The 23,687-nt window shown below is 51.7% G+C and carries 21 protein-coding genes; 17 read left to right on the forward strand and 4 right to left on the reverse strand.

Annotated features, from left to right (window positions below; all coding sequences use genetic code 11):
- Positions 1 to 7: 7 nt before the first annotated feature.
- The 4 genes from AC534G_RS12625 (at position 8) to AC534G_RS12640 (ending at position 3,501) form a co-directional block, all read left to right on the forward strand.
- Positions 8 to 2,647 (forward strand): YdbH family protein, encoded by a 2,640-nt coding sequence (locus AC534G_RS12625; protein WP_110497986.1) that lies wholly within the window; start codon positions 8 to 10, stop codon positions 2,645 to 2,647.
- Positions 2,644 to 2,835 carry a YnbE family lipoprotein gene (locus AC534G_RS12630; RefSeq protein ID WP_069324957.1) on the forward strand — a complete coding sequence of 64 codons (192 nt, stop codon included), beginning with the start codon at positions 2,644 to 2,646 and terminating at the stop codon, positions 2,833 to 2,835. Before AC534G_RS12625 ends, AC534G_RS12630 begins: the two co-directional genes overlap by 4 nt.
- A 7-nt stretch (positions 2,836 to 2,842) precedes the next feature.
- A complete protein-coding gene (locus AC534G_RS12635) occupies positions 2,843 to 3,169 on the forward strand; it encodes a YdbL family probable chaperone protein (RefSeq protein WP_038640808.1) in 327 nt (108 codons plus the stop codon).
- Between the two features lie 140 nt (positions 3,170 to 3,309).
- Positions 3,310 to 3,501, forward strand: a complete 192-nt coding sequence (locus AC534G_RS12640) for a hypothetical protein (RefSeq protein ID WP_042308220.1) — start codon at positions 3,310 to 3,312, stop codon at positions 3,499 to 3,501.
- A 42-nt stretch (positions 3,502 to 3,543) separates the two neighbouring features.
- Here the strand turns inward: AC534G_RS12640 and azoR are convergent, their stop codons facing one another.
- Complete coding sequence (gene azoR / locus AC534G_RS12645; protein ID WP_006684422.1) at positions 3,544 to 4,149, reverse strand: FMN-dependent NADH-azoreductase; 606 nt, start codon at positions 4,147 to 4,149, stop codon at positions 3,544 to 3,546.
- A 201-nt stretch (positions 4,150 to 4,350) separates the two neighbouring features.
- Here azoR and hrpA point away from each other — a divergent pair, with 201 nt between their 5' ends.
- The 3 genes from hrpA to aldA all read left to right on the forward strand — a co-directional run bounded on the left by hrpA (position 4,351) and on the right by aldA (position 10,770).
- The gene (gene hrpA, locus AC534G_RS12650; protein ID WP_110497988.1) at positions 4,351 to 8,253 is read left to right on the forward strand and encodes an ATP-dependent RNA helicase HrpA; all 3,903 of its coding nucleotides are present in this window, start codon (positions 4,351 to 4,353) and stop codon (positions 8,251 to 8,253) included.
- Positions 8,254 to 8,333: 80 nt separating this feature from the next.
- Positions 8,334 to 9,131: a YdcF family protein gene (locus tag AC534G_RS12655; RefSeq protein ID WP_199981090.1), complete on the forward strand. Its 798-nt coding sequence runs from the start codon at positions 8,334 to 8,336 to the stop codon at positions 9,129 to 9,131.
- 199 nt (positions 9,132 to 9,330) lie between these two features.
- Entirely contained in the window at positions 9,331 to 10,770 is a 1,440-nt protein-coding gene (gene aldA / locus AC534G_RS12660) for an aldehyde dehydrogenase (protein WP_199981089.1), read from the forward strand.
- An 86-nt stretch (positions 10,771 to 10,856) separates the two neighbouring features.
- Here aldA and gap read toward each other — a convergent pair whose 3' ends face one another.
- Positions 10,857 to 11,858: a type I glyceraldehyde-3-phosphate dehydrogenase gene (gene gap, locus AC534G_RS12665; RefSeq protein ID WP_199981088.1), complete on the reverse strand. Its 1,002-nt coding sequence runs from the start codon at positions 11,856 to 11,858 to the stop codon at positions 10,857 to 10,859.
- A 189-nt stretch (positions 11,859 to 12,047) separates the two neighbouring features.
- On the opposite strand from gap, the gene cybB reads away from it, so the two are divergent.
- The 3 genes from cybB to AC534G_RS12680 all read left to right on the forward strand — a co-directional run bounded on the left by cybB (position 12,048) and on the right by AC534G_RS12680 (position 14,509).
- Complete coding sequence (gene cybB, locus AC534G_RS12670; RefSeq protein WP_110497996.1) at positions 12,048 to 12,578, forward strand: cytochrome b561; 531 nt, start codon at positions 12,048 to 12,050, stop codon at positions 12,576 to 12,578.
- 243 nt (positions 12,579 to 12,821) lie between these two features.
- Positions 12,822 to 13,241, forward strand: coding sequence for a translesion error-prone DNA polymerase V autoproteolytic subunit (locus AC534G_RS12675; protein WP_038640795.1), 420 nt, complete (start codon positions 12,822 to 12,824; stop codon positions 13,239 to 13,241).
- A gap of 2 nt (positions 13,242 to 13,243) precedes the next feature.
- A complete protein-coding gene (locus tag AC534G_RS12680) occupies positions 13,244 to 14,509 on the forward strand; it encodes a Y-family DNA polymerase (RefSeq protein WP_069324951.1) in 1,266 nt (421 codons plus the stop codon).
- Between the two features lie 18 nt (positions 14,510 to 14,527).
- Here the strand turns inward: AC534G_RS12680 and AC534G_RS12685 are convergent, their stop codons facing one another.
- Positions 14,528 to 15,412 carry a LysR family transcriptional regulator gene (locus tag AC534G_RS12685; protein WP_038640791.1) on the reverse strand — a complete coding sequence of 295 codons (885 nt, stop codon included), beginning with the start codon at positions 15,410 to 15,412 and terminating at the stop codon, positions 14,528 to 14,530.
- A gap of 175 nt (positions 15,413 to 15,587) precedes the next feature.
- Between AC534G_RS12685 and AC534G_RS12690 the strand changes: the two genes are divergently transcribed.
- The 3 genes from AC534G_RS12690 (at position 15,588) to AC534G_RS12700 (ending at position 19,152) form a co-directional block, all read left to right on the forward strand.
- Entirely contained in the window at positions 15,588 to 16,724 is a 1,137-nt protein-coding gene (locus AC534G_RS12690) for an alpha/beta hydrolase (RefSeq protein ID WP_071888134.1), read from the forward strand.
- An 88-nt stretch (positions 16,725 to 16,812) separates the two neighbouring features.
- Positions 16,813 to 18,006 (forward strand): MFS transporter, encoded by a 1,194-nt coding sequence (locus tag AC534G_RS12695; protein WP_110497998.1) that lies wholly within the window; start codon positions 16,813 to 16,815, stop codon positions 18,004 to 18,006.
- Between the two features lie 657 nt (positions 18,007 to 18,663).
- A complete protein-coding gene (locus AC534G_RS12700; RefSeq protein WP_110498000.1) occupies positions 18,664 to 19,152 on the forward strand; it encodes a hypothetical protein in 489 nt (162 codons plus the stop codon).
- Positions 19,153 to 19,318: 166 nt separating this feature from the next.
- On the opposite strand, the gene AC534G_RS12705 is transcribed toward AC534G_RS12700, so the two are convergent.
- Complete coding sequence (locus tag AC534G_RS12705; protein ID WP_038640782.1) at positions 19,319 to 19,534, reverse strand: hypothetical protein; 216 nt, start codon at positions 19,532 to 19,534, stop codon at positions 19,319 to 19,321.
- A gap of 326 nt (positions 19,535 to 19,860) precedes the next feature.
- On the opposite strand from AC534G_RS12705, the gene AC534G_RS12710 reads away from it, so the two are divergent.
- From AC534G_RS12710 to AC534G_RS12725, 4 genes are all read left to right on the forward strand, one after another.
- Positions 19,861 to 20,055, forward strand: coding sequence for a hypothetical protein (locus tag AC534G_RS12710; RefSeq protein WP_051594518.1), 195 nt, complete (start codon positions 19,861 to 19,863; stop codon positions 20,053 to 20,055).
- Positions 20,056 to 20,396: 341 nt separating this feature from the next.
- A complete protein-coding gene (locus AC534G_RS12715; protein WP_003833178.1) occupies positions 20,397 to 20,672 on the forward strand; it encodes a metal/formaldehyde-sensitive transcriptional repressor in 276 nt (91 codons plus the stop codon).
- A 32-nt stretch (positions 20,673 to 20,704) separates the two neighbouring features.
- Complete coding sequence (locus AC534G_RS12720; RefSeq protein ID WP_038640779.1) at positions 20,705 to 21,823, forward strand: S-(hydroxymethyl)glutathione dehydrogenase/class III alcohol dehydrogenase; 1,119 nt, start codon at positions 20,705 to 20,707, stop codon at positions 21,821 to 21,823.
- Between the two features lie 169 nt (positions 21,824 to 21,992).
- Positions 21,993 to 23,681: a methyl-accepting chemotaxis protein gene (locus tag AC534G_RS12725; protein WP_110498002.1), complete on the forward strand. Its 1,689-nt coding sequence runs from the start codon at positions 21,993 to 21,995 to the stop codon at positions 23,679 to 23,681.
- The last annotated feature ends 6 nt before the right edge of the window (positions 23,682 to 23,687 follow it).

Here is a 23,687-nt window from a genome sequence, read left to right on the forward strand (position 1 = left end):
ACTACCCATGAAGGGTAAATATAAAGCCGTTCTGGCACTCCTCTTATTATTGATTCTCGTGCCGCTGACGCTGGTGATGACGCTTGGCCTGTGGGTCCCGACCCTGGTGGGCATCTGGTTACCTGTGGGGACACGTATCGCGCTGGATGAGAGTCCACGGCTGACACGGCATGGGCTGCATATCCCGGAACTCCGCTATCTGGTCGATGATTGCCCGCTGGCGCGCATTACTCAGGCGGACCTGTCCCATCCCAGCCGCTGGTTGCTCAATGTCGGGACAATTGAGCTGGATTCCGCTTGCCTGGCCAAATTACCGCAGACAGAAGCGTCTCCGGTAGCACCCAAAACGCTGGCTGAATGGCAATCGATGCTGCCCAATACCTGGATTAACATCGACAAACTTATTCTCTCTCCCTGGCAGGAATGGCAGGGGAAACTGTCGCTTTCGCTAACGCCCTCTACTCAGCAACTGCGCTACCAGGGGGAAAAGGTTAAATTCCAGGGGCGGCTGCACGGGCAAAATCTCACGGTAAATGAGCTGGATGTCGCTGCATTTGAAGGGCAACCGCCGGTAAAACTGGTCGGTGAATTTACCATGCCGCTGGTTCCTGATGGGTTACCGGTGAGCGGTCATGCCGTTGCGACGCTGAACTTGCCGCAGGAGCCTACGCTTGTGGACGCCGAACTGGAGTGGCAAAAAAACAGCGGACAACTGATCGTCATGGCGCGCGATAGTGCCGATCCGCTGCTCGATCTTCCGTGGGAAATAACCCGCCAGCAGTTGACCATCAGCGACGGTCGCTGGAACTGGCCTTATCAGGGATTCCCGTTAAGCGGACGGCTGGGCATGAAAGTTGAAAACTGGCAGGCCGGGCTGGAAAACGCGGTGGTGAGCGGGCGGCTGAACGTTCTGACGCAAGGCGATGCAGGCAAAGGAAACGCTGTTTTAACGCTGGGGCCGGGTAAGCTGGGTATCGATAACAACGAGATGCCGTTACAGCTGATCGGCGAAGCGAAACAGGGCGATCTGATCTTCTACGCGAAATTACCCGCCAAACTCACCGGTAGCCTGAACGATCCGCAACTGGCGTTTGAGCCAGGGGCGCTGTTGCGTTCGCGGGGGCGGGTAATTGATTCGCTGGATATTGACGAGATTCGTTGGCCGCTGGCGGGCGTAAAGGTAACACAACGCGGTGTGGATGGTCGTCTACAGGCTATTTTGCGTGCGCATGAAAACCAGATGGGGGGCTTTGAACTGCACCTGGATGGTCTGGCAAATGATTTTCTTCCTGATGCTGGTCGTTGGCAATGGCGCTACTGGGGCGAAGGCAGCTTTACGCCGATGCATGCCCGCTGGGACGTGGCGGGTAAGGGAGAGTGGCATGACAACACGCTGAAGCTCTTTGATCTCTCCACCGGATTTGACCACTTGCAATACGGCACCATGACGGTGGAAAACCCACGCCTGGTAATGGACGAACCGATCGTATGGGTACGGGACGCGACCAAACCGACGTTTAGCGGCGCACTGTCACTGGACGCAGGAAAAACCGTCTTCACCGGCGGAAGCGTCTTACCTCCCTCAACGCTAAAGTTCAGCGTGGAAGGCAGCGACCCGACGATTTTCCAGTTCAAGGGCCAGCTTCACGCAGGGGCGATTGGCCCCGTACAGCTAAATGGCCGTTGGGACGGGATCCGTCTGCGCGGACAGGCCTGGTGGCCAAAACAATCACTCACCGTGTTCCAGCCGCTGCTCCCGCCTGACTGGAAAATGAAACTGCGTGCAGGTGATCTCTATGCGCAGGTCGCATTCTCGGCCGCACCGGAACAGGGCTTTGAAGCGGGCGGTCATGGGGTATTAAAAGGCGGTAGCGCCTGGATGCCTGATAACCAAATTAATGGCGTCGATTTTATCTTACCGTTTCGGTTTAGCGAAGGCGCATGGCAGTTGGGTACGCGTGGGCCTGTTTCATTGCGTATTGCGGAAGTCGTGAATCAGGTGACGGCGAAAAATATTACTGCCGATCTGCAGGGAGCGTACCCCTGGAGTGAAGGCAATCCGTTACTGCTGAGCGATGTCAGCGCCGAACTGCTGGGAGGCAAAGTCATCATGCGGCAACTGCGGATGCCACAGCACGACCCGGCCTTATTACGGGTGCAGAATATCTCCTCCAGCGAGCTTATTAGCGCGGTTAACCCCAAGCAGTTCGCTATGTCGGGTCCGGTCAGCGGCGCGTTGCCATTATGGTTGGATAACGAAAAGTGGATCATCAAAGACGGCTGGTTAACCAACCCAGGTCCGATGACGCTGCGTATTGATAAAGACACGGCGGATGCCGTCGTTAAAGATAATATGGCGGCTGGCGCGGCAATTAACTGGCTGCGCTATATGGAAATAACCCATTCCTGGACGAAAATAAACCTGGATAACCTGGGTGTCTTAACGATGCAGGCAACCGTTACTGGCAATAGCCGGGTAGATGGCAAAGTGGGGACGGTTAATTTGAATTACACCCACGAGGAAAACGTCTTTACGCTATGGCGCAGTTTGCGTTTTGGCGACAATTTACAGGCTTGGCTTGAGCAAAATGCAACGCTGCCGGAAACCCATTGCCTGGAAGGCAAGGAATGTGAGGAACAACAATGAAAACGTTAGCCGCCATGCTGGGGTTGCTGGCTTCATCTCTGGTGGTAGGTTGTACCCCGAGAATCGAAGTGGCTGCGCCAAAAGAGCCGATCACGATTAATATGAACGTCAAAATCGAACATGAGATTCATATCAAAGTTGATAAAGACGTCGAGAGCTTATTGAAATCGCGCAGCGATCTGTTCTGAGGTAATGATGAAAAAACAGCTTGCAGCGATCCTGGTGGCGCTGAGTTTTATCACCAGCAATGCATGGGCGTTGACCCTGAATGAAGCCAGAACTCAGGGGCGAGTGGGGGAAACACTCAATGGTTATCTGGTGGCATTACAAACCGATGCTGAAACGCAGGCGCTGGTGAGTGAGATTAATAAGGCGCGAAGCGCCAGTTATCAGCAGCTGGCTGAGAGCAATAATATTCCGCCAGAGGAAGTGGCAAAAATGGCCGGACAAAAGTTAGTCGCTCGCGCTAAACCGGGGGAGTACGTGCAAGGTATTAATGGTAAGTGGTTGAGGAAAGAATAATCATTTCTGAACGCCACTGGGGGAATGGTATTACAAGTGGAGAATCCTTCCGGATTATTCATCGACATCGCAATAGTTGCCACACGGCATCAAACGGATGTTGATATAGTTCAACACCGGTCGCGTCGTGGAGTGAAATCATGTGGCTTCTCAAATGGTATGTCTGGAATCGTTGGGTATTCAAGCTATTAAGCCGGGATGTCGCGGAGCCGGAACAATTTTTACTTCATTGCTGGGAAGAAAATCTGGCGAAGTGCAGGGAGTATGCCACCATCTGGCGTGATATTAATCGCATTCACGGCAAGCAGGTACATGTGCGGGCAAAGAAGTAAGTACCGAGAATCCCTCCCACCGGATGGTGAGAGGGTGAATTATCAGGCAGCAACCACGCTGTCGATAGCGGCTTTCGCATCGGACTGGGCTTTAGATGCCACTTCCGGGCCGTAAGCGATACCTTCAGCAAAGACCACGTTCACGTCGGTGATACCGATAAAGCCCAGGAACACGTTCAGATACGGTGTGATCAGGTCAGTCGGCGTATCTTTATGAATACCCCCACGGCTGGTCAGCACTACTGCGCGTTTACCGGTCACCAGACCTTCCGGACCTTTCTCGGTGTAGCGGAAGGTCACGCCGGCACGGGCAATCAGGTCAAAGTAGTTTTTCAACTGCGTCGGAATGTTGAAGTTATACATCGGCGCGGCGATAACAATCACATCATGCGCTTTCAGCTCAGCGATCAACTCGTCAGACAGCGCCAGCGCTTCTTGCTGACGCGGCGTCAGCGGCGCATCGCTTGGGCGCAGCGCACCCACCAGTTCGCCATCCAGTACCGGAACAGGGTTTGCAGCCAGGTCGCGGACGGTGATTTCATCAGCAGAGTGCTTTTCACGCCACTGTTCAACAAAATAATCAGACAACTGACCAGACTGAGAGTACCCTGCCAGAATACTGGATTTAAGAACTAATACCTTGCTCATGGGTGTTTCCTTTTATGTGTTTGAAGGGGTAGTGCCCCGTTGCTTGTTGACACTTTATTCACAATCCTGTCGCAGTGATAGCGCAATATATCGAATCCTATGTTCGAAATTATTGAACAACACATGAAAAGCCCCGATGTGGTACTCTATATCTATCATCTAAAAGAGATTTAACCCGGCAGATCGCTGCCTTTTAACGCTATGACAGAACAACCAAAATTAACCTTCACCATGTTGCAGCAACAGCTGGATTCGCTGATGCTGCGTGACAGACAGCGTTTTGCCCGCCGGCTGCACGGCGTGAAGAAGGTTAAAAATCCTGATGCACAACAGGCCATTTACCAGGAGATGGCAAAAGAGATCGAGCAGGCAGCCGGTAAAGTTGTGCTGCGTGAAGCGGCGCGTCCGGTCATCAGCTACCCGGAAAACCTGCCTGTCAGCCAGAAAAAACAGGATATTCTGGAAGCCATTCGCGACCATCAGGTGGTGATTGTGGCTGGTGAGACCGGTTCAGGTAAAACCACCCAGTTGCCGAAAATCTGTATGGAGCTGGGGCGCGGGGTGAAAGGGCTGATCGGCCATACTCAGCCGCGTCGTCTGGCGGCGCGTACCGTGGCGAATCGTATTGCGGAAGAGCTGCAAACCGAGCCGGGCGGCTGTATCGGCTATAAGGTCCGTTTTAGTGATCATGTTAGTGACAACACCATGGTTAAGCTGATGACGGACGGTATCCTGCTGGCGGAAATCCAGCAGGATCGGCTGCTAATGCAGTACGACACCATCATCATCGATGAAGCGCATGAACGCAGCCTGAATATTGATTTTCTACTTGGCTACCTGAAAGAACTCCTGCCGCGTCGTCCGGATCTAAAAATTATCATCACTTCGGCGACCATTGACCCGGAACGCTTTTCTAAGCATTTCAACAATGCGCCGATTATCGAAGTCTCTGGTCGCACCTATCCGGTGGAAGTTCGCTATCGCCCGATTGTTGAAGACGCAGATGACACCGAGCGTGACCAGTTGCAGGCAATTTTTGATGCCGTAGATGAGTTAGGCCGTGAAAGTCAGGGCGACATACTGATCTTCATGAGCGGCGAGCGCGAAATCCGCGATACCGCTGATGCCCTGAATAAGCTGGATTTGCGTCACACCGAAGTGCTGCCACTGTATGCGCGTCTCTCCAATAGCGAGCAGAACCGTGTGTTCCAGTCGCACAGCGGTCGTCGTATTGTGCTGGCCACCAACGTGGCGGAAACCTCGCTGACCGTACCGGGCATCAAGTATGTCATTGATCCTGGCACCGCGCGTATCAGCCGCTACAGCTATCGCACGAAAGTCCAGCGTTTGCCGATTGAACCGGTGTCGCAGGCCTCTGCCAACCAGCGTAAAGGCCGCTGCGGTCGCGTTTCGGAAGGGATCTGTATTCGTCTGTATTCTGAGGACGACTTCCTGTCGCGTCCGGAGTTTACCGATCCGGAGATCCTGCGTACCAACCTGGCGTCCGTTATTTTGCAGATGACCGCGCTGGGGCTGGGGGATATCGCGGCGTTCCCGTTTGTTGAAGCGCCGGATAAACGCAATATTCAGGACGGGGTGCGCCTGCTCGAAGAGCTGGGTGCGATAACCACCGATGAGCAGGCAACCGCTTACAAATTAACGCCGTTGGGCCGCCAGCTGTCGCAACTGCCGGTGGATCCGCGTCTGGCGCGTATGGTGCTGGAAGCGCAAAAACATGGCTGTGTGCGTGAGGCGATGATCATCACCTCGGCGCTGTCCATTCAGGATCCGCGCGAGCGTCCAATGGACAAGCAGCAAGCTTCCGACGAGAAACATCGCCGCTTCCATGACAAAGAGTCTGATTTCCTGGCGTTTGTGAACTTATGGAATTACCTCGGCGAGCAGCAAAAAGCGTTGTCGTCAAACCAGTTCCGCCGTCAGTGTAAAGTCGACTTTCTTAATTATCTGCGCGTACGTGAATGGCAGGATATCTACACGCAACTGCGCCAGGTGGTAAAAGAGTTGGGCATTCCGGTCAACAGCGAACCCGCTGAATATCGGGAGATCCACGTCGCATTGTTGACCGGTTTACTGTCCCATATTGGGATGAAAGATGCCGATAAGCAGGAATTTACCGGTGCGCGTAACGCCCGTTTCTCGATCTTCCCGGGTTCCGGTTTATTCAAAAAACCGCCGAAGTGGACGATGGTGGCGGAGCTGGTGGAAACCAGCCGCCTGTGGGGGCGTATTGCCGCGCGTATCGATCCCGAATGGGTGGAACCAGTTGCGCAGCATCTGATCAAACGTTCATACAGCGAACCGCACTGGGAACGCGCGCAGGGCGCGGTCATGGCGACAGAAAAGGTCACCGTCTACGGCTTACCGATTGTTGCTGCCCGTAAGGTGAACTACAGCCAGATCGATCCGGCGCTGTCACGTGAACTGTTCATTCGTCATGCGCTGGTGGAGGGCGACTGGCAAACGCGCCATGCTTTCTTCCGTGACAACCTGAAGCTGCGGGCGGAGGTGGAAGAGTTAGAACATAAATCGCGCCGTCGCGACATCCTGGTTGATGATGAAACGCTGTTTGAGTTTTACGACCAGCGTATTAGCCATGATGTGATTTCTGCTCGCCACTTTGATAGCTGGTGGAAGAAAGTTTCCCGCGAGACCCCGGACCTGCTCAACTTTGAAAAGAGCATGCTTATCAAAGAGGGCGCGGAAAAAATCAGTAAGCTGGATTATCCGAACTTCTGGCACCAGGGCAATCTCAAACTGCGTTTGAGCTACCAGTTCGAACCGGGAGCCGATGCGGACGGTGTGACCGTGCATATTCCGCTCCCTCTGCTTAATCAGATCGAAGAGAGCGGTTTTGAATGGCAGATTCCTGGCCTGCGCCGCGAGCTGGTGATCGCCCTGATTAAGTCGTTGCCGAAACCGGTACGACGTAACTTTGTTCCTGCTCCGAACTATGCTGAGGCATTTTTAGGCCGCGTGACGCCGCTGGAACTGCCGCTGCTGGACGCGCTGGAACGTGAACTGCGCCGGATGACCGGCGTCACCGTTGACCGCGATGACTGGCATTGGGATCAGGTACCCGATCACCTAAAAATCACCTTCCGGGTGGTGGATGACAAGAACAAGAAGCTACAGGAAGGACGCTCGCTACAGGATCTGAAAGACGCCTTGAAGGGTAAGGTTCAGGAAACGCTGTCCGCGGTGGCGGATGACGGTATCGAACAGAGCGGATTGCATATCTGGAGCTTCGGACAGCTTCCGGAAAGTTACGAGCAAAAACGCGGTAACTATAAGGTAAAAGCGTGGCCAGCGCTGGTCGATGAGCGTGACAGCGTCGCCATCAAATTGTTTGATAATCCGCTGGAGCAGCAACAGGCTATGTGGTGCGGCTTACGCCGCCTGTTGCTGTTGAACATTCCTTCACCGATCAAATACTTACACGAGAAGTTGCCTAACAAAGCCAAGCTGGGGTTGTATTTTAACCCGTATGGCAAAGTGTTGGAGTTGATTGACGACTGTATCTCCTGCGGTGTGGATCGGTTGATCGACGCCCATGGTGGTCCCGTGTGGACGGAAGAGGGCTTTGCGGCGTTGCATGAGAAGGTGCGGGCTGAACTGAACGATACGGTGGTGGATATCGCGAAGCAGGTCGAACAGATCCTCACCGCGGTGTTTAATATCAATAAGCGTCTGAAAGGGCGTGTGGATATGACCATGGCGTTAGGGCTTTCAGATATCAAAGCGCAAATGAGCGGGCTGGTGTACCGCGGATTTGTCACTGGTAATGGTTTCAAACGCCTGGGCGATACGTTGCGTTATTTGCAGGCTATTGAAAAACGTTTGGAAAAACTGGCCATCGATCCGCACCGTGACCGTGCACAGATGCTGAAAGTGGATAGTGTGCAGCAGGCCTGGCAGCAATGGTTCAATAAACTACCGCCTGCGCGCCGTGAAGATGACGACGTCAAAGAGATCCGCTGGATGATAGAAGAGCTGCGCGTCAGCTACTTTGCCCAGCAGCTTGGTACGCCGTACCCTATTTCAGATAAACGTATTCTGCAGGCGATGGATCAGATCACGGGATAACGCCGCGCTGAACCACCGGCCGGACAAGGCGTAACCGCCATCCGGCCTCTGTACCCGGTAAAGAATAAACACCAGGAGTCATGAATATGAGTCAGTTTCCGACGCTCTCCGCGACCACGCTGGCGGCGATCAATACTGTAGGGCAATGGCTGGCGCAGAGCGATTTTACGGGGGGCATCACGGTTCAGTCAGATTGCGTAATTCTGGCGGGGAACGCGGTGATGCCGACCATCGATGCTGCCTGTCGGATCGCGAAAGACCAACAGGTTCCCTTATTGATTAGTGGGGGCATCGGCCATTCCACGCGCTTTCTGTATGACGCGATTGCCCGACATCCTCGCTACAATATCATTCGAACCACCGGACGTGCGGAAGCGGCGATCCTTGCCGATATCGCTCACCAGTTCTGGCACATTCCGGGGGAGAAGATTTGGGTGGAAGACCAGTCAACAAACTGCGGTGAGAATGCCCGATTTAGCTGTGCGTTACTGAGCCAGGCGACAGCAAGCATGCATACCGTCATTGTGGTACAGGATCCGACCATGCAACGCCGAACGATGGCCACCTTTCAGCGCGTAACCCGCGATGAGCCGCATGCGCCGCGCTGGTTGGGTTTCCCGGGATTCGTCCCGGAGTTGGTCCAACAGGGCGACGGCGTGAACTTTGCGCTGACGGCCGAAGGGCTATGGTCAGTGGATCGCTATCTTTCGCTCATTACCGGAGAGTTGCCGCGTCTGCGGGACGATGTTAATGGCTATGGTCCCTGTGGCCGCGATTTTATCGTGCATGTGGATATTCCCGGTAACGTTGAGGCAGCCTGGCAGCAACTGAAAAGCGATACCGCGTTGTCAGACTTACTGGAGAGCCGCTCTCTGTGATCCCCGCTGCCCGTTTGTAAGCGTTTTGCTGCAAACGGGCATAAATCCCGCCCGTTTTTTCCTTTCATCAGCGCTTTGCCAGACGCTTTTATGAAGCCGCTCACAGAACAGTCACTGTAGTGATAATTCGTCAGGCATGATTGATATTAATTAACAATAGTTTTACTTGTTAAAAACAAATCAATCACAGGAGAAGCGCATGTCAGTACCCGTACAACATCCTATGTATATCGATGGGCAGTTTGTGACCTGGCACGATGACGCCTGGATTGATGTCGTCAATCCGGCCACGGAAGAGGTTATCTCACGTATTCCGGATGGACGTGCCGAAGATGCGCGTAAAGCGATAGACGCCGCCGAGCGCGCTCAGCCTGAATGGGAAGCGCTGCCTGCCATTGAACGGGCGAACTGGCTACGCAAAATATCTGCGGGTATCCGCCAACGCACCAGCGAAATCAGCGCATTGATAGTGGCTGAAGGCGGGAAAATACAGCAACTGGCCGACGTTGAAGTCGCATTTACCGCCGATTATATCGATTACATGGCCGAGTGGGCGCGCCGTTATGAAGGCGAGATCCTGCAAAGCGATCGCCCGGGCGAGAATATCCTGCTGTTTAAGCGCGCTCTGGGCGTGACAACGGGCATTCTGCCGTGGAATTTTCCGTTCTTCCTGATTGCTCGCAAACTGGCCCCCGCGCTCCTGACGGGCAATACCATTGTCATTAAACCGAGTGAGTTTACGCCCAACAACGCCATCGCCTTTGCCAAAATTGTTGATGATATCGGCTTGCCTCGCGGGGTATTTAATCTGGTCCTGGGACGCGGTGAAACGGTCGGCCAGGAACTGGCCGGAAACCCGAAAGTCGCAATGGTCAGCATGACCGGTAGCGTCGGAGCGGGCGAAAAAATTATGGCTGCAGCGGCCAAAAACATCACTAAAGTCTGCCTGGAACTGGGGGGCAAAGCCCCAGCTATCGTGATGGATGATGCTGACCTTGAGCTGGCCGTAAAGGCAATTGTTGACTCACGGGTGATCAATACCGGGCAGGTATGCAACTGCGCCGAACGCGTGTACGTCCAGAAAGGTATTTATGACCAGTTCGTTAATCGTCTGGGTGAAGCGATGAAAGCCGTACAGTTCGGCAATCCGGCTGAGCGCAATGACATTGCGATGGGACCGTTGATTAACGCCGCTGCGCTGGAACGAGTGGAGCAGAAAGTTGCGCGAGCGGTACAGGAGGGGGCCAGAGTAGTGCTGGGCGGTAAGGCGGTAGAAGGCAAAGGCTATTACTATCCGCCGACATTATTGTTGGATGTGCGTCAGGAGATGGCGATTATGCACGAGGAGACCTTTGGTCCGGTGCTGCCGGTGGTGGCGTTTAATACGCTGGAAGAGGCATTGACGATGGCCAACGACAGCGATTATGGATTGACCTCATCGATTTACACGCAAAATCTGAACACGGCGATGAAGGCGATTAAGGGGTTGAAGTTTGGCGAAACCTATATTAACCGTGAAAACTTCGAGGCAATGCAGGGTTTCCACGCGGGGTGGCGCAAGTCCGGGATTGGTGGGGCAGACGGTAAACACGGCCTGAATGAATATCTGCAAACGCAGGTGGTTTATCTGCAGTCCTAAGCTTTTAGCCGGGTGAGTTTGTACGTCACCCGGCGTAATTTTTACACTTTGGCAGCTATCCCGTTCATTCGACCTCCGCCACAACGTCAGAGCTTGATAAATTTATCCAGCGTGCGAATAAGTTGGGTCACAAAACCGTACTCGTTATCGTACCAGGCGACGGTTTTTACCAGTTGCAGATCGCCCACTTCGGTAATCTCAGTTTGTGTCGCATCAAATACTGAACCGAAATGTGAGCCAATCACATCTGACGAGACAATCTCCTCGTCGGTATAGCCAAATGACTCATTATTCAGCGTGGCTTTTTTCAGCGCGTTATTAACCTCTTCAGCGGTGACCTTTTTACTTAATACCGACACCAGTTCCGTGACGGATCCGGTTTTCACCGGTACACGCTGGGCGTGGCCTTTTAATTTTCCGCTCAATGCCGGAATCACCAGGCCAATCGCTTTTGCCGCACCGGTGGTATGGGGAATGATGTTCTCCGCCGCCGCCCGCGAGGCGCGCAGATCTTTTCCGCGAGGGCCATCTACCAGCGATTGTGTCCCCGTGTAGGCATGGATGGTTGTCATGGTGCCCAGTTGAATACCGAAGTTGTCATGCAGGGCTTTCGCCATCGGCGCCAGGCAGTTAGTGGTGCACGATGCGACAGAGATAATTCGATCGTTCGCATCCATCGTGTCGTCGTTCACGTTAAAAACAATGGTTTTCATATCCCCGGCTGGGGCGGATATCAGGACTTTTTTGGCGCCTGCGTCCAGGTGCGCGTTGGCTTTTTCTGTTGAGGTATAAAAACCGGTGCATTCGATGATGATCTCTGCGCCAGTGGTTTTCCACGGGATATTTTTGGCCTCTTTTTCTGCATAAACAGCGATTTTTTTACCGTCGACAATCAGCGCGTCTTCGGTAAAGTCGATACTCCAGGGAAATGGACCGTAATTTGAGTCGTGTTTTAACAGATAGGCGAGAATTTTGGGCGAGGTCAGGTCATTAATGGCGACGACCTCCACGCTGCTTTTGACCTCCAGTAGTCGACGCAATACCAGACGACCGATACGACCAAAACCGTTAATGCCAATTTTTCTCATGGTTTTCTCCTGTCAGGATGAGGCGGTACGACATATTTTCCCTACCAGGCATAGTCCAGTCAGGCATCCGGGGCAATAGCTGTTTTTGCGCTTAAACGTAACTGACTGATAATGGATGAACAAAAATTAATGAATTTTTAACAAAAGCCCGTTATGTTGACGCATTATTGTTTTTATTCAGGAAGTGTTATGGGGAATAAGTATTCTGGCCTGCAAATTGGTATTCACTGGCTGGTTTTTTTGTTGGTCATTGTGGCCTACAGCACCATGGAGTTTCGCGGGTTTTTCCCGCGTAGCTATCGTCCCTTGTTCAACATGGTGCACGTATCCTGTGGCATCACGATTTTAACGCTGATGGTGGCGCGTCTGCTGGTCAGGCTGAAATATCCGGCGCCGCCGATTGTGCCAAAACCGAAACCGATGATGACCGGAATGGCGCATCTGGGGCATCTGGTCATCTATCTGTTGTTTATTGCGTTGCCGATTATTGGTCTGGTGATGATGTACAACCGGGGCAATCCGTGGCTTGCATTTGGCCTTGTCATGCCATATGCGGCAAAAGCCAACGTTGATCTCGTGGAGATGCTGAAGTCCTGGCACGTGACGCTGGCAAACCTGGGCTATTTTGTTATTGGTTTGCATGCCGCAGCCGCCCTGATGCATCACTACTTCTGGAAGGATAATACGCTGCTGCGCATGATGCCGCGTAAGCGTTCCTGACGTAACGCCCCGCAAGTGTGGGGCTTTTTTACCCCTTTCAAATCGAGATACCTTTCGTCCTTATCGTTCCGGTTAAATGAACATCTTCCTCTGCGGAATAAAACAGAAATTATTTTTCCAGATGCGATAAAAGCTTACCGACGAGATGGTTAAACAACACCCAGTTCGCTACTTTCGTCACTTGATCGCCGTCCTCATTAAAACTACTGTATATAAATACAGTTAAGTGAGAGGCCGATTATTATGTTGTTTTTCCAGCCTGCAAAACGTCGACAAACGAAAAATTTTCCCCTGTTCAGCGACCTTGTGCCCTGTGGTTTTCCTTCTCCGGCACAGGACTACGTTGAGAAAGGTATCGATCTCAATGACCTGCTGGTACAGCATCCCAGCGCAACCTATTTTGTTAAATCATCGGGTGATTCTATGGTTGGGGCGGGGATCGGTGAGGGGGATTTGCTGATTGTCGACAGCGCCAGAAACCCGGCTCATGGAGACATCGTGATTGCCGCCATTGAGGGTGAATTCACCGTTAAACGTCTGCAATTGCATCCAATTGTGATGCTCAGGCCAGAGAACAGAGCCTACGCGCCCATCATAATCAGCAGCGAGGACTCGCTGGATATCTTTGGCGTGGTGACGTTTATCGTTAAGGCGGCTGGCTAATTATGTTTGCCCTGGTGGATGTTAATTCGTTTTACGCCAGTTGTGAGATGGCATTCCGTCCCGATCTGAAAGACAAACCGGTTGTCGTTCTTTCCAATAACGACGGTTGTGTTATCGCCTGTAGCGCGAAGGCTCGGGCGCTTGGCGTCACAATGGGCGCTCCGTACTTCAAACAGAAAGATCTGTTTCGGCGCTACGGCGTGGTGTGTTTTAGTTCCAACTATGAACTGTATGCGGATATGAGCAGCCGGGTCATGTCTATCCTGGAAGACCTCTCTCCACATGTGGAAAGGTACAGTATTGATGAGGCATTCTGCGATTTGACGGGAGTAAGAAATTGTAGGGATCTGACGGATTTTGGTCTCGAAATCAGGGCCACAATTCTACAGAAAACACGCCTTCAGGTTGGCGTTGGCATCGCCCAGACCAAAACGCTGGCAAAGCTCGCGAATTACGCCGCCAAAAGATGGCCGCAACAGACTCGCGGAGTGGTGGATTTATCAAATATTGACCACCAACGTAAGCTGATGGCTGCACTCCCTGTCGGTGAAGTGTGGGGCGTGGGCCGCCGTATCAGTAAAAAACTGGACGCGATGGGGATTAAAACCGTCCGTGACCTGGCTGATACCGACATTCGCTTTATTCGCAAACACTTCAACGTGGTTCTTGAACGAACCGTACGGGAATTGCGCGGTGAGTCGTGCCTGGCGCTGGAAGAGTTTTCGCCGGTTAAACAGGAAATCGTCTGTTCACGATCGTTTGGTGAAAAACTCACTGATTACAACGCGATGCGTGAGGCGATTTGCACCTATGCCTCACGTGCGGCGGAAAAGCTGCGCGGGGAGCATCAGTTCTGTCGGTTTATCTCTGTGTTTATCAAAACCAGTCCATTTGCCCTGAAGGAACCTTATTACGCTAACAGCGCGTCGGTAAAACTGCTGATCCCGACTCAGGACACCCGGGAAATCATGAGTGCGGCAACGCGCAGCCTGGACGCTATCTGGCGAGAGGGGCAACATTATCAAAAAGCGGGTGTGATGTTGGGCGATTTTTTCAGTTCTGGCGTGGCACAACTGAATCTTTTTGATGGCAACGCCCCCCGGAGCCACAGCGCGGAATTAATGATGGTGATTGATCGGTTGAATAAAAAGGGACGTGGGACAATCTGGTTTGCCGGACAGGGGATTGAACAGCCGTGGCAAATGAAACGAGAGATGCTCTCACCTCGCTATACAACGCGTTTTACTGATTTACTGCGCGTCAGGTGAGTCTTAATATCTGCTGATTCAAATTTTTAATGTATCGATGACGGCTCGCAGGGCAGGTGATACGTTACGATGCGGGTAATACAGAAATGAACCATCCAGACGCTGACTGTAACGTTGCAGAACCCGGATAAGCGTGCCTCGTTCTAAATCATCGGCAATCAACTCTTCGGGGACATAACCCAGCCCCAGGCCCAGTCTGGCTGCTTTTGCTTCCATGTAACTGTCAGCAAAGGCCCACTGTCCCTGCGGCCGGTGGGTGATTTTTTTACCACCATCGTTGAGCTCCCAGGCATACAGGCTTCCATCACCAAACTGATATGCGATGCAGGGGTGGATCACTAAATCCGCTGGTGTTTGGGGAAAGCCGTAGCGACGAAAATGCTCCGGCGTGCCAACTACCGCCATCTCCATATCGGGTGAAATGCGCACCGCGACCATGCCACTACCTACTTCTGAACCCAGGCGGACGCCCGCATCAAATCGTTCAGCAATAATATCGACGAACCGACTTTCGCTAATAAGTTCAAGTCGGATATCGGGGTAGCGTTGTTTAAATACCGCCAGCTTCGGCAGGAGTACTTTATCAATGGCGTGCTGGCTGGCATTGATACGTACCGTACCTGAGGGAGTATTACGATAGTACGCCAGAGTGGAAAGCCCTGAATTCAAAGCATCGAACCCCGATTCTACAGTTCGGTAGAGCTGTTCGCCGGCATGCGTCAACGACAATTTACGCGTAGTACGGGCCAGCAACTGAACCCCCAGACGCTGCTCCAGCTCACGCACTGAACGGCTGATGCCTGATTGCGCCAACCCAAGTCGTTGTGCGGCCGCGGTAAAACTGCCTTCCCGCACTACCTGCATAAACAGGTAGAGATCGTTATAGTTTTCCCGTTTTGCCATTCTTCAGTCCTCGCCTGATATGCCGCAATTTATAACAATATGATATTAATTCTAGCATTTTACACCCTCTAATCAGAACGAATACTGCTACCTATAATGAGCGCATTGCAACCAGGCACAGCAATGTTGTCCGTATAAGACCTGTACCCACAACCTATTTTTAGGGGAACAAGTGATGAAAGCTTTCACCAGAAAACTGTCGACCACCCTACCTGCCATGCTGCTATGCGCATCATTAAATGGAGTCACAACGATGAGTTATGCTGATACAACCAACCCAAACGCGCCCGTTTCGATGGTCGAAAAATGGGATAAAACCTTCGCCGAGAGTACGAAAGTCAATCATCGCAAGGTAACTTTTCAGAACCGCTATGGGATCACGTTAGTTGGAGATCTCTATATTCCAAAAGATCGAGGCGAACGCAAACTGGCGGCAATTGCGGTTAGCGGTCCTTTTGGCGCTGTAAAAGAGCAGTCCAGTGGACTGTACGCGCAGACGCTGGCTGAACAGGGTTTTGTGACGCTGGCCTTCGATCCTTCATATACCGGCGAAAGCGGCGGTATTCCACGTAATGTTGCCTCTCCTGATATCAACACCGAGGATTTCAGCGCGGCGGTTGATTTCCTTGGCCTACAAAAAGAAGTGGATCGCAATCGCATCGGCTTACTTGGTATCTGCGGTTGGGGCGGGATGGCGTTAAATGACGCAGCAATGGATACACGTGTTAAGGCCGTTGCGACCAGCGTAATGTATGACATGAGTCGCGCAATGGGCCATGGCGTCGGTGATGGCAAAGACCGGTATACCTCCGCAGACCGCCACGCGGTATTGCAGTATCTGAATGCGCAGCGCTGGAAAGATGCGGAAAAGGGCACATTTGCCCCGGGTGGACATGACATTAATGTTGACGAAAAAGGTAATGTCAGTGCAGGGGATCGTATTCTGCCGGAAACCTTACCTGCGAATCCGCATCCGGTACTGAAAGAGTTTTACGATTATTACCGGATGCCACGTGGTTTCCATGTGCGTTCTGTCAATTCAACAGGCGCATGGAACGCAACAATGCCCCTGTCGTTTATGAATATGCCGCTGCTAAGCTACGCCAATGAAATTACTGTTCCTGTGCTGATCGTAACGGGTGAAAAAGCGCACTCACGTTATTTTGCCGAAGACGCTTTTAAGGCCGTTGGCAGTAAAGATAAAGAGCTGGTGGTTGTTCCGGGGGCTAACCATGTTGATTTATATGACAATGTGGCCGGTAAAATACCATTCAGCAAATTTGAGCAGTTTTTCAAAACCTCCTTAAGATAAATTCCTGGCCGGAAAACTTAACAAAGCTACCTGTTTGGCAGGTGGCTTTGCCCTTGTTTTGCCTCGGCAATATACAGAGAAAATAATAATGTCCACACTGAGCCATAATACCTTGTGTAATAAAACGCACGCACACTGGGGCGGCGTATTTGCCATGACGCTCTGCGTCTTTATTCTTATTGCCTCAGAATTTATGCCGGTCAGTTTATTGACGCCGATTGCCAGAGATTTGCACGTTTCAGAGGGACTGGCTGGTCAGGGAATAGCGATTTCCGGCGTGCTGGCAGTACTAACCAGCCTGACCATTTCACATGTTGCCGGGGATCTGAATCGTAAATATCTTCTGCTGGGGTTGACCATTTTAATGGCTGTGTCGGCGATAATGATCGGATTAGCTCCCAGTTATCCGCTTTATATGTTGGGAAGAGCCACAATTGGTATTGTCATTGGCGGCTTTTGGTCATTGTCGGCAGCAACGGCAATACGGTTGGTACCGCAGCACCAGGTTCCCCGGGCGCTGGCTATTTTTAATGGCGGGAATGCGCTGGCAACCGTCGTGGCAGCCCCGCTGGGCAGTTACCTGGGGGCAACCGTCGGCTGGCGTGGGGCTTTTTTATGCCTTGTGCCTCTTGCGATAATCGCGTTCATCTGGCAAAGCATCAGTTTGCCCGAAATGAAAAAGGATACGGTGCACAAGCCGCGTGGGTCGGTACTTCATCTGTTTCGTGCCTCCATCGTCTCAACCGGTCTGCTGGCCTGCGGACTCTTCTTTATGGGCCAGTTTGCATTATTTACCTACGTACGTCCGTTTCTGGAGACGGTGACCAGGGTGAATGCTTCTGGTCTATCTTTGATTTTGCTCACAATTGGCATCGCGGGGTTGGCTGGTACGCTTATAGTGACGACATTCCTGAACGCCCGATTTTATCAAACGCTCATGGCTATACCCTTACTGATGGCCATCATTGCCGGAATGTTACTCCTGGTCGGGCACTGTGCCTGGGCTGTTACTGTGCTATTAAGCCTGTGGGGAATGCTCGCTACTGCTGCGCCAACGGGGTGGTGGACATGGCTGGCGCGGACACTGCCCGAGGATGCTGAGGCGGGCGGTGGTCTGATGGTCGCCGTTATCCAGCTTTCGATTGCGCTTGGTTCAACGGCTGGGGGGCTAATGTTTGACCGTCTGGGATGGCAAAGTTCTTTTGGACTCAGCGCTATATTACTTCTTAGTGCGTTGACGATAACGTTTCTCACGTCGAGGCAAAATAGTAAGACATACTAGTAATCACTTTTGTCTAAGCGCTCTCTACTGTGACATTGGGTCGAAAGCCTTAGATGCGATGCAGCAGACCAGGATAAAATGTGTTCCCGGAAAACGTAACCATGACGGGTTGGCACCAGCAGATAATGCCCAGCATGCGAAAGTGTGACGCGTCTTTTTGCTTTTAATCCTCCTATAATGGACTGCTTATTTTGTAGTCTACCGTGATTGCTGTGGTTATTATTTAACCCGCATTCAATCCCTCTGGATAGATGGGAGAATAAGCGACTGAAAAACATCAGCGCCTCATACAGACTTTGCCCAACACTTCTCATGCCGTGTTGGGCTTTTTTATGCCCGAGGTGGGGAAATGAAGTAGCAACGATGGCATAGCGACGACGGCATTCATACGGTCGGGTTCCCACGGCGACGTAGTGAGGGAAAGGGGGCGTAAGGCATCACTGAGTTCCAGGAGGCATCCGGTTAGCGCGTAAATCAGCCTGAAAATGAAGATGGTGATCCGCGACCAACAGCGGAACTGCTCGGTACCTGCCTGGCATTTTATTTTTGGTGAGCGTTATTCTTAAAATGGACAGTCTGGAACATTATAATTATGGAATATTCATAAGTTGGCCGTTATGATTGTGTATTAAAATAATACCACATGGATCTTAAGGTATGGAAAACGCAAAGGATTTGGCAAAAGAAATGCTCTCAGCTTTGGATTTAGAAAATGAAGGGATGCTGGTTGCATACATTAAAGGCCTGATTCACTTTCCTGTAGACTTGTATTATCTCGCATCTGATTTTATCCATACCGATGAAAGACGGGAGAATATGGATGATAATATTCGGCTTGCCGGACTAGTGAAGCGGGCAACATCAACGAGAGATATTTATTTTGTAGCAAAAGCGGTTAATGTATTCATTGATGATTTCATGCAACACGTTAATTTGCCAGATATCGTAACAAAGGTAGCAAAAGACACAGTAGCTTCTACATTGGGTAGTTATACTTTCGGCGAGCTTACTGGTTTAAAAATTGGCGCCTTAATCTCTTCTCGGATCACCGTGTCTATTGCTTTTAGTATGTCGGTCAGCACATTGCTAATGATTGGTGGGGGAGTATCGAGGGCAGTTCATGCTTCGAGATTTCTAAAAATATGAAACTATGAAGTTTACCGAAAGCTAAAGGACCTTGGAGATTTAGATCTTCTCTATTTTGCTGTTCAGGAGCGGGTTGAGCCATTCGAGAAAGCAACCAGACTATCAAAAGAAAATCCTGATTTGTTCAATCAGGCGGTAGAGTATTTTTTCAAAGGATTGTAGTTCATCATTTTTTTGTCAGGCGATACAGTAGCCAGCAAATAAGAATCATTGCTGCCGTAAATGTCCAGCGCCCTAATATAAACATATAAGCATACTTGTCCCCGATAGAATCAGGAAAAGCACTAAACATTAGTATTATATTTGATAATGCTGATGTTATGGCTAGGAGCGCCGATAAAGCGATTCCAAACCAGATTAAGAAAGAGAATGTTTTTTTCATTTACTGATACCTTATTGGTTGCCTACATTTTCGTTTGGCAGTGCACTTAATCGAAACTGATGAGTAAATAATTAGATGTAACAAGTTCATTTAGTCTAAATTATTGAATTTAACAGTCTGGTAATTCTCTGGTCATCTGCATATATTTTCCGCAAACTCAATCGGTAACTTCTCACTGTCGCTGCGTCGTTAAATCCTCCCGGTGAGTGCTGATTTTGCATCTGAGTAATGGGCCGTTTTTCGGGGTAAATAGTTTTCTACGTAGCATAAAACTCTGAATGAGGTAATCCCCATGAAAAAAACTCTACTCGCAGTTATCTGCGGGCATGGCGCTGTGCGCGCTGTCTGCCTGTTCTCATTATTCCGAGGCAACCACCGCCAACGGCACCACCGTAAAACATGTTGCTATTGCTCCCGGTACCAGCGTAACCGCGAAAGACGGCGACTGTATTAATTCTGCTGGCGGTACCTGTGTTCAACCAACTCAGCAGACGGCTCGTTACTGGCTGACGTTGCACTGAATGCAGCGGTGTTGGCTAACGCTCAGGATGGATGATACCCCGTTTACGGGTTCTGGAGCAGTGAAGACGAGTAAATGGATGGTCCAATCTTACATAACCGCCCCCTGGGATCAGTGGGCGTTTTTCGCTCAAAAAGTCTCATCATAATCATCGGTTTTTGGGGGGCAGATTTGGGAGCGAAAACGCACTTGGGGGCATGAATGGGAGCATCGAAAAGGCCGCATATGTCCCCATATGCCCACTATCTATTCTTACTAACTCACTGATATTTAATAATTCTTATATTTTACAATTACATAAAAATTCTGATAGTATACCCCCCTATAGTATCTGGAGGGCGTATGCCACATTCACCTGAAGATAAAAAACGTATCCTCACCCGTGTTCGCCGTATTCGCGGTCAGGTTGACGCGCTTGAGCGGGCGCTGGAGTCCGGCGAACCGTGCCTTGCGATCCTGCAACAAATTGCCGCTGTACGCGGCGCATCCAATGGCCTGATGGGCGAAATGGTTGAGATCCACCTGAAAGACGAACTGGTCAGCGGCGAGACAACGCCAGACCAGCGAGCCGTGCGTATGGCTGAAATCGGCCATCTTCTTCGCGCTTATCTAAAATAACACCATCACCTCGCAATAATGGGAAGAGACCAATGAAATCACGTGCAGCAGTTGCATTTGGCCCCGGCCAACCGCTAAAAATTGTCGAAATCGACGTCGCACCGCCAAAGAAAGGTGAAGTTCTGGTTAAAATTACCCACACTGGCGTGTGTCATACTGACGCTTTTACGCTCTCAGGCGACGATCCGGAAGGGGTGTTCCCGGCGGTGCTTGGCCATGAAGGCGGCGGTATTGTGGTTGAAGTGGGTGAAGGCGTCACCAGCCTGAAAGCGGGCGACCATGTCATCCCCCTGTACACGGCAGAATGCGGTGAGTGTAAGTTCTGTAAATCAGGGAAAACCAACCTGTGTCAGGCTGTACGCGCCACCCAGGGCAAGGGGTTGATGCCGGATGGCACGACTCGCTTTTCCTATAACGGCGAGCCGATTTATCACTATATGGGCACCAGTACCTTCAGTGAATATACCGTTTGCGCGGAGATCTCACTGGCAAAGGTTAACCCGCAGGCCCCGCTGGACAAAGTATGTCTGCTGGGCTGTGGCGTCACTACCGGGATCGGGGCAGTACATAACACCGCGAAAGTGAAAGAAGGCGATACCGTGGCCGTATTTGGTCTTGGTGGCATCGGCCTGGCGGTGATTCAGGGCGCGGTGCAGGCGAAAGCCGGACGTATTCTGGCCGTTGATACCAATCCGGAGAAATTCAAACTGGCGGGTGAAATGGGGGCAACGGATTTTATCAACCCGAATGATTACGATAAACCGATTCAGGATGTGATTGTTGAGCTTACCGATGGCGGTGTGGACTTCAGCTTTGAATGTATCGGCAACGTTAACGTAATGCGTGCGGCGTTGGAATGCTGCCATAAAGGGTGGGGCGAGAGCATCATCATCGGCGTGGCAGGCGCCGGACAAGAAATCAAAACGCGTCCGTTCCAACTGGTTACCGGGCGAGTCTGGCGCGGTTCGGCGTTTGGCGGTGTGAAAGGGCGCACTCAACTCCCGGGAATGGTCGAAGAAGCGATGAGCGGAAAAATCCAGTTGGATCCGTTTATCACCCATCGCTTACCGCTGGAGCAGATTAACGAAGCATTCGATTTAATGCATCAGGGTAAGTCCATCCGTACCGTTATCCACTTTGGCGATAACTGATTCATTGGCCAGCGGATTTATCCGCTGGCACTTTCCTGAATTTTTTAGAATTATGTTGTGAAAGTGTGACGAATCCGTCGCTTTTTACGGTAAGTAAACCTCACGGATTGCCGATGACTATCTAACGGGCGTGTTTTCACGCATAAACCCTACAAGAGAGTCGACGGTCATGGACAACACAACATCGATGCAGGCCCTGCATAAACTGGGATTTCTGCATCAAATCCGACTGGTTCCGCTGTTTTCCTCCATTCTCGGTGGCATCCTTCTGTTGTTCGCCTTAAGTTCAGGGCTGGCAAGCTATTTTCTTATGCAGGCCGATCGCGATCAGCGCGACGTGACCGATGAGATTCAGGTCAGGATGGGGTTATCTAACAGCTCTAACCACTTACGCACCGCACGTATCAACATGATCCATGCCGGCGCGGCGAGCCGTATTGCCGAAATGGATGACATGAAGGCCAATATCGCCGAGGCAGAAAAACGGATTAAGCAATCGCAGGACGGCTTCAATGCTTATATGGCGCGTACGGTGAAAACGTCTGCTGATGAAGCGTTAGACGCCGAATTAAGCGCCAGTTTCAAAGCCTATACCGACGGTTTACAGCCGATGCTGAAATACGCTAAAAACGGCATGTTTGAAGCGATTATCAACCATGAAAATGAACAGGCCAGACCGCTGGATTCCGCTTACAACAAGGTGCTGCTGAAAGCCATTGAGATTCGTACTGCCAGGGCGAATAACCTTAGTGAGCAGGCGCACCAACGTACACAACTTGGTATGGCGTTTATGCTCGGCGCATTTGCCCTCGCGTTGGTGCTCACCGTGATGACGTTTATCGTTCTGCGCCGCACCGTTATCCATCCTCTGTTACGTGCAGCCCTGCGCATTGAGCAAATTTCGGCAGGCGACCTGACCATGCCAGAGGAACCGACCGGGCGCAGTGAAATTGGTCGCCTGAGTCGTCATCTGCAAACTATGCAGCATTCGCTGGTGAAAACCGTGGGCACGGTGCGCCAGGGGGCAGAGGAAATTTATCGCGGTACCAGTGAGATTTCTGCAGGGAATACCGATTTGTCCTCACGTACAGAGCAACAGGCCGCGGCGATTGAAGAAACGGCTGCCAGTATGGAAGAGCTAACGGCTACGGTGAAGCAAAACGCTGACAACGCGCACCATGCGAGCAAGCTGGCGGAAGACGCTTCCGGCAAGGCGAGTCGTGGCGGTCAGATGGTTTCTGGCGTGGTGAAAACCATGGGCAATATCTCAGGTAGTTCGAAGAAAATCTCTGAAATCACAGCCGTTATAAACAGCATTGCTTTCCAGACGAATATCCTGGCGTTGAACGCGGCGGTAGAAGCGGCGCGGGCGGGAGAGCAGGGACGCGGGTTTGCCGTGGTCGCCAGTGAGGTACGCACGCTGGCGAGCCGAAGCGCGCAGGCGGCAAAAGAGATTGAGGGTTTGATTAGCGAATCGGTACGACTCATTGACCAGGGCTCCGATGAAGTGGTCGCGGCGGGTAATACCATGACGGATATTGTCGATGCGGTAAAACGCGTGACCGATATCATGCTGGAAATTGCGGCGGCCTCTGATGAGCAGAGCCGGGGCATTGTGCAGGTGAGCCAGGCGATTTCGGAGATGGATAAGGTGACGCAGCAAAACGCTTCTCTGGTTGAAGAAGCGTCGGCCGCAGCGGCATCGCTGGAAGAACAGGCGGCACGTTTAACTGAAGCCGTCGGTACATTTCGCTTAAATGGGGGAAGCGCAATAAAGCGCGCTGCTGGTACCAAAATATCGGGCCATTCAAGCCCGCAGGCAGCAACGGCCAGTGGTGATAACTGGGAAACGTTTTAACACGCT

The sequence above is a fragment of the Citrobacter sp. CRE-46 genome, from assembly GCF_059615875.1.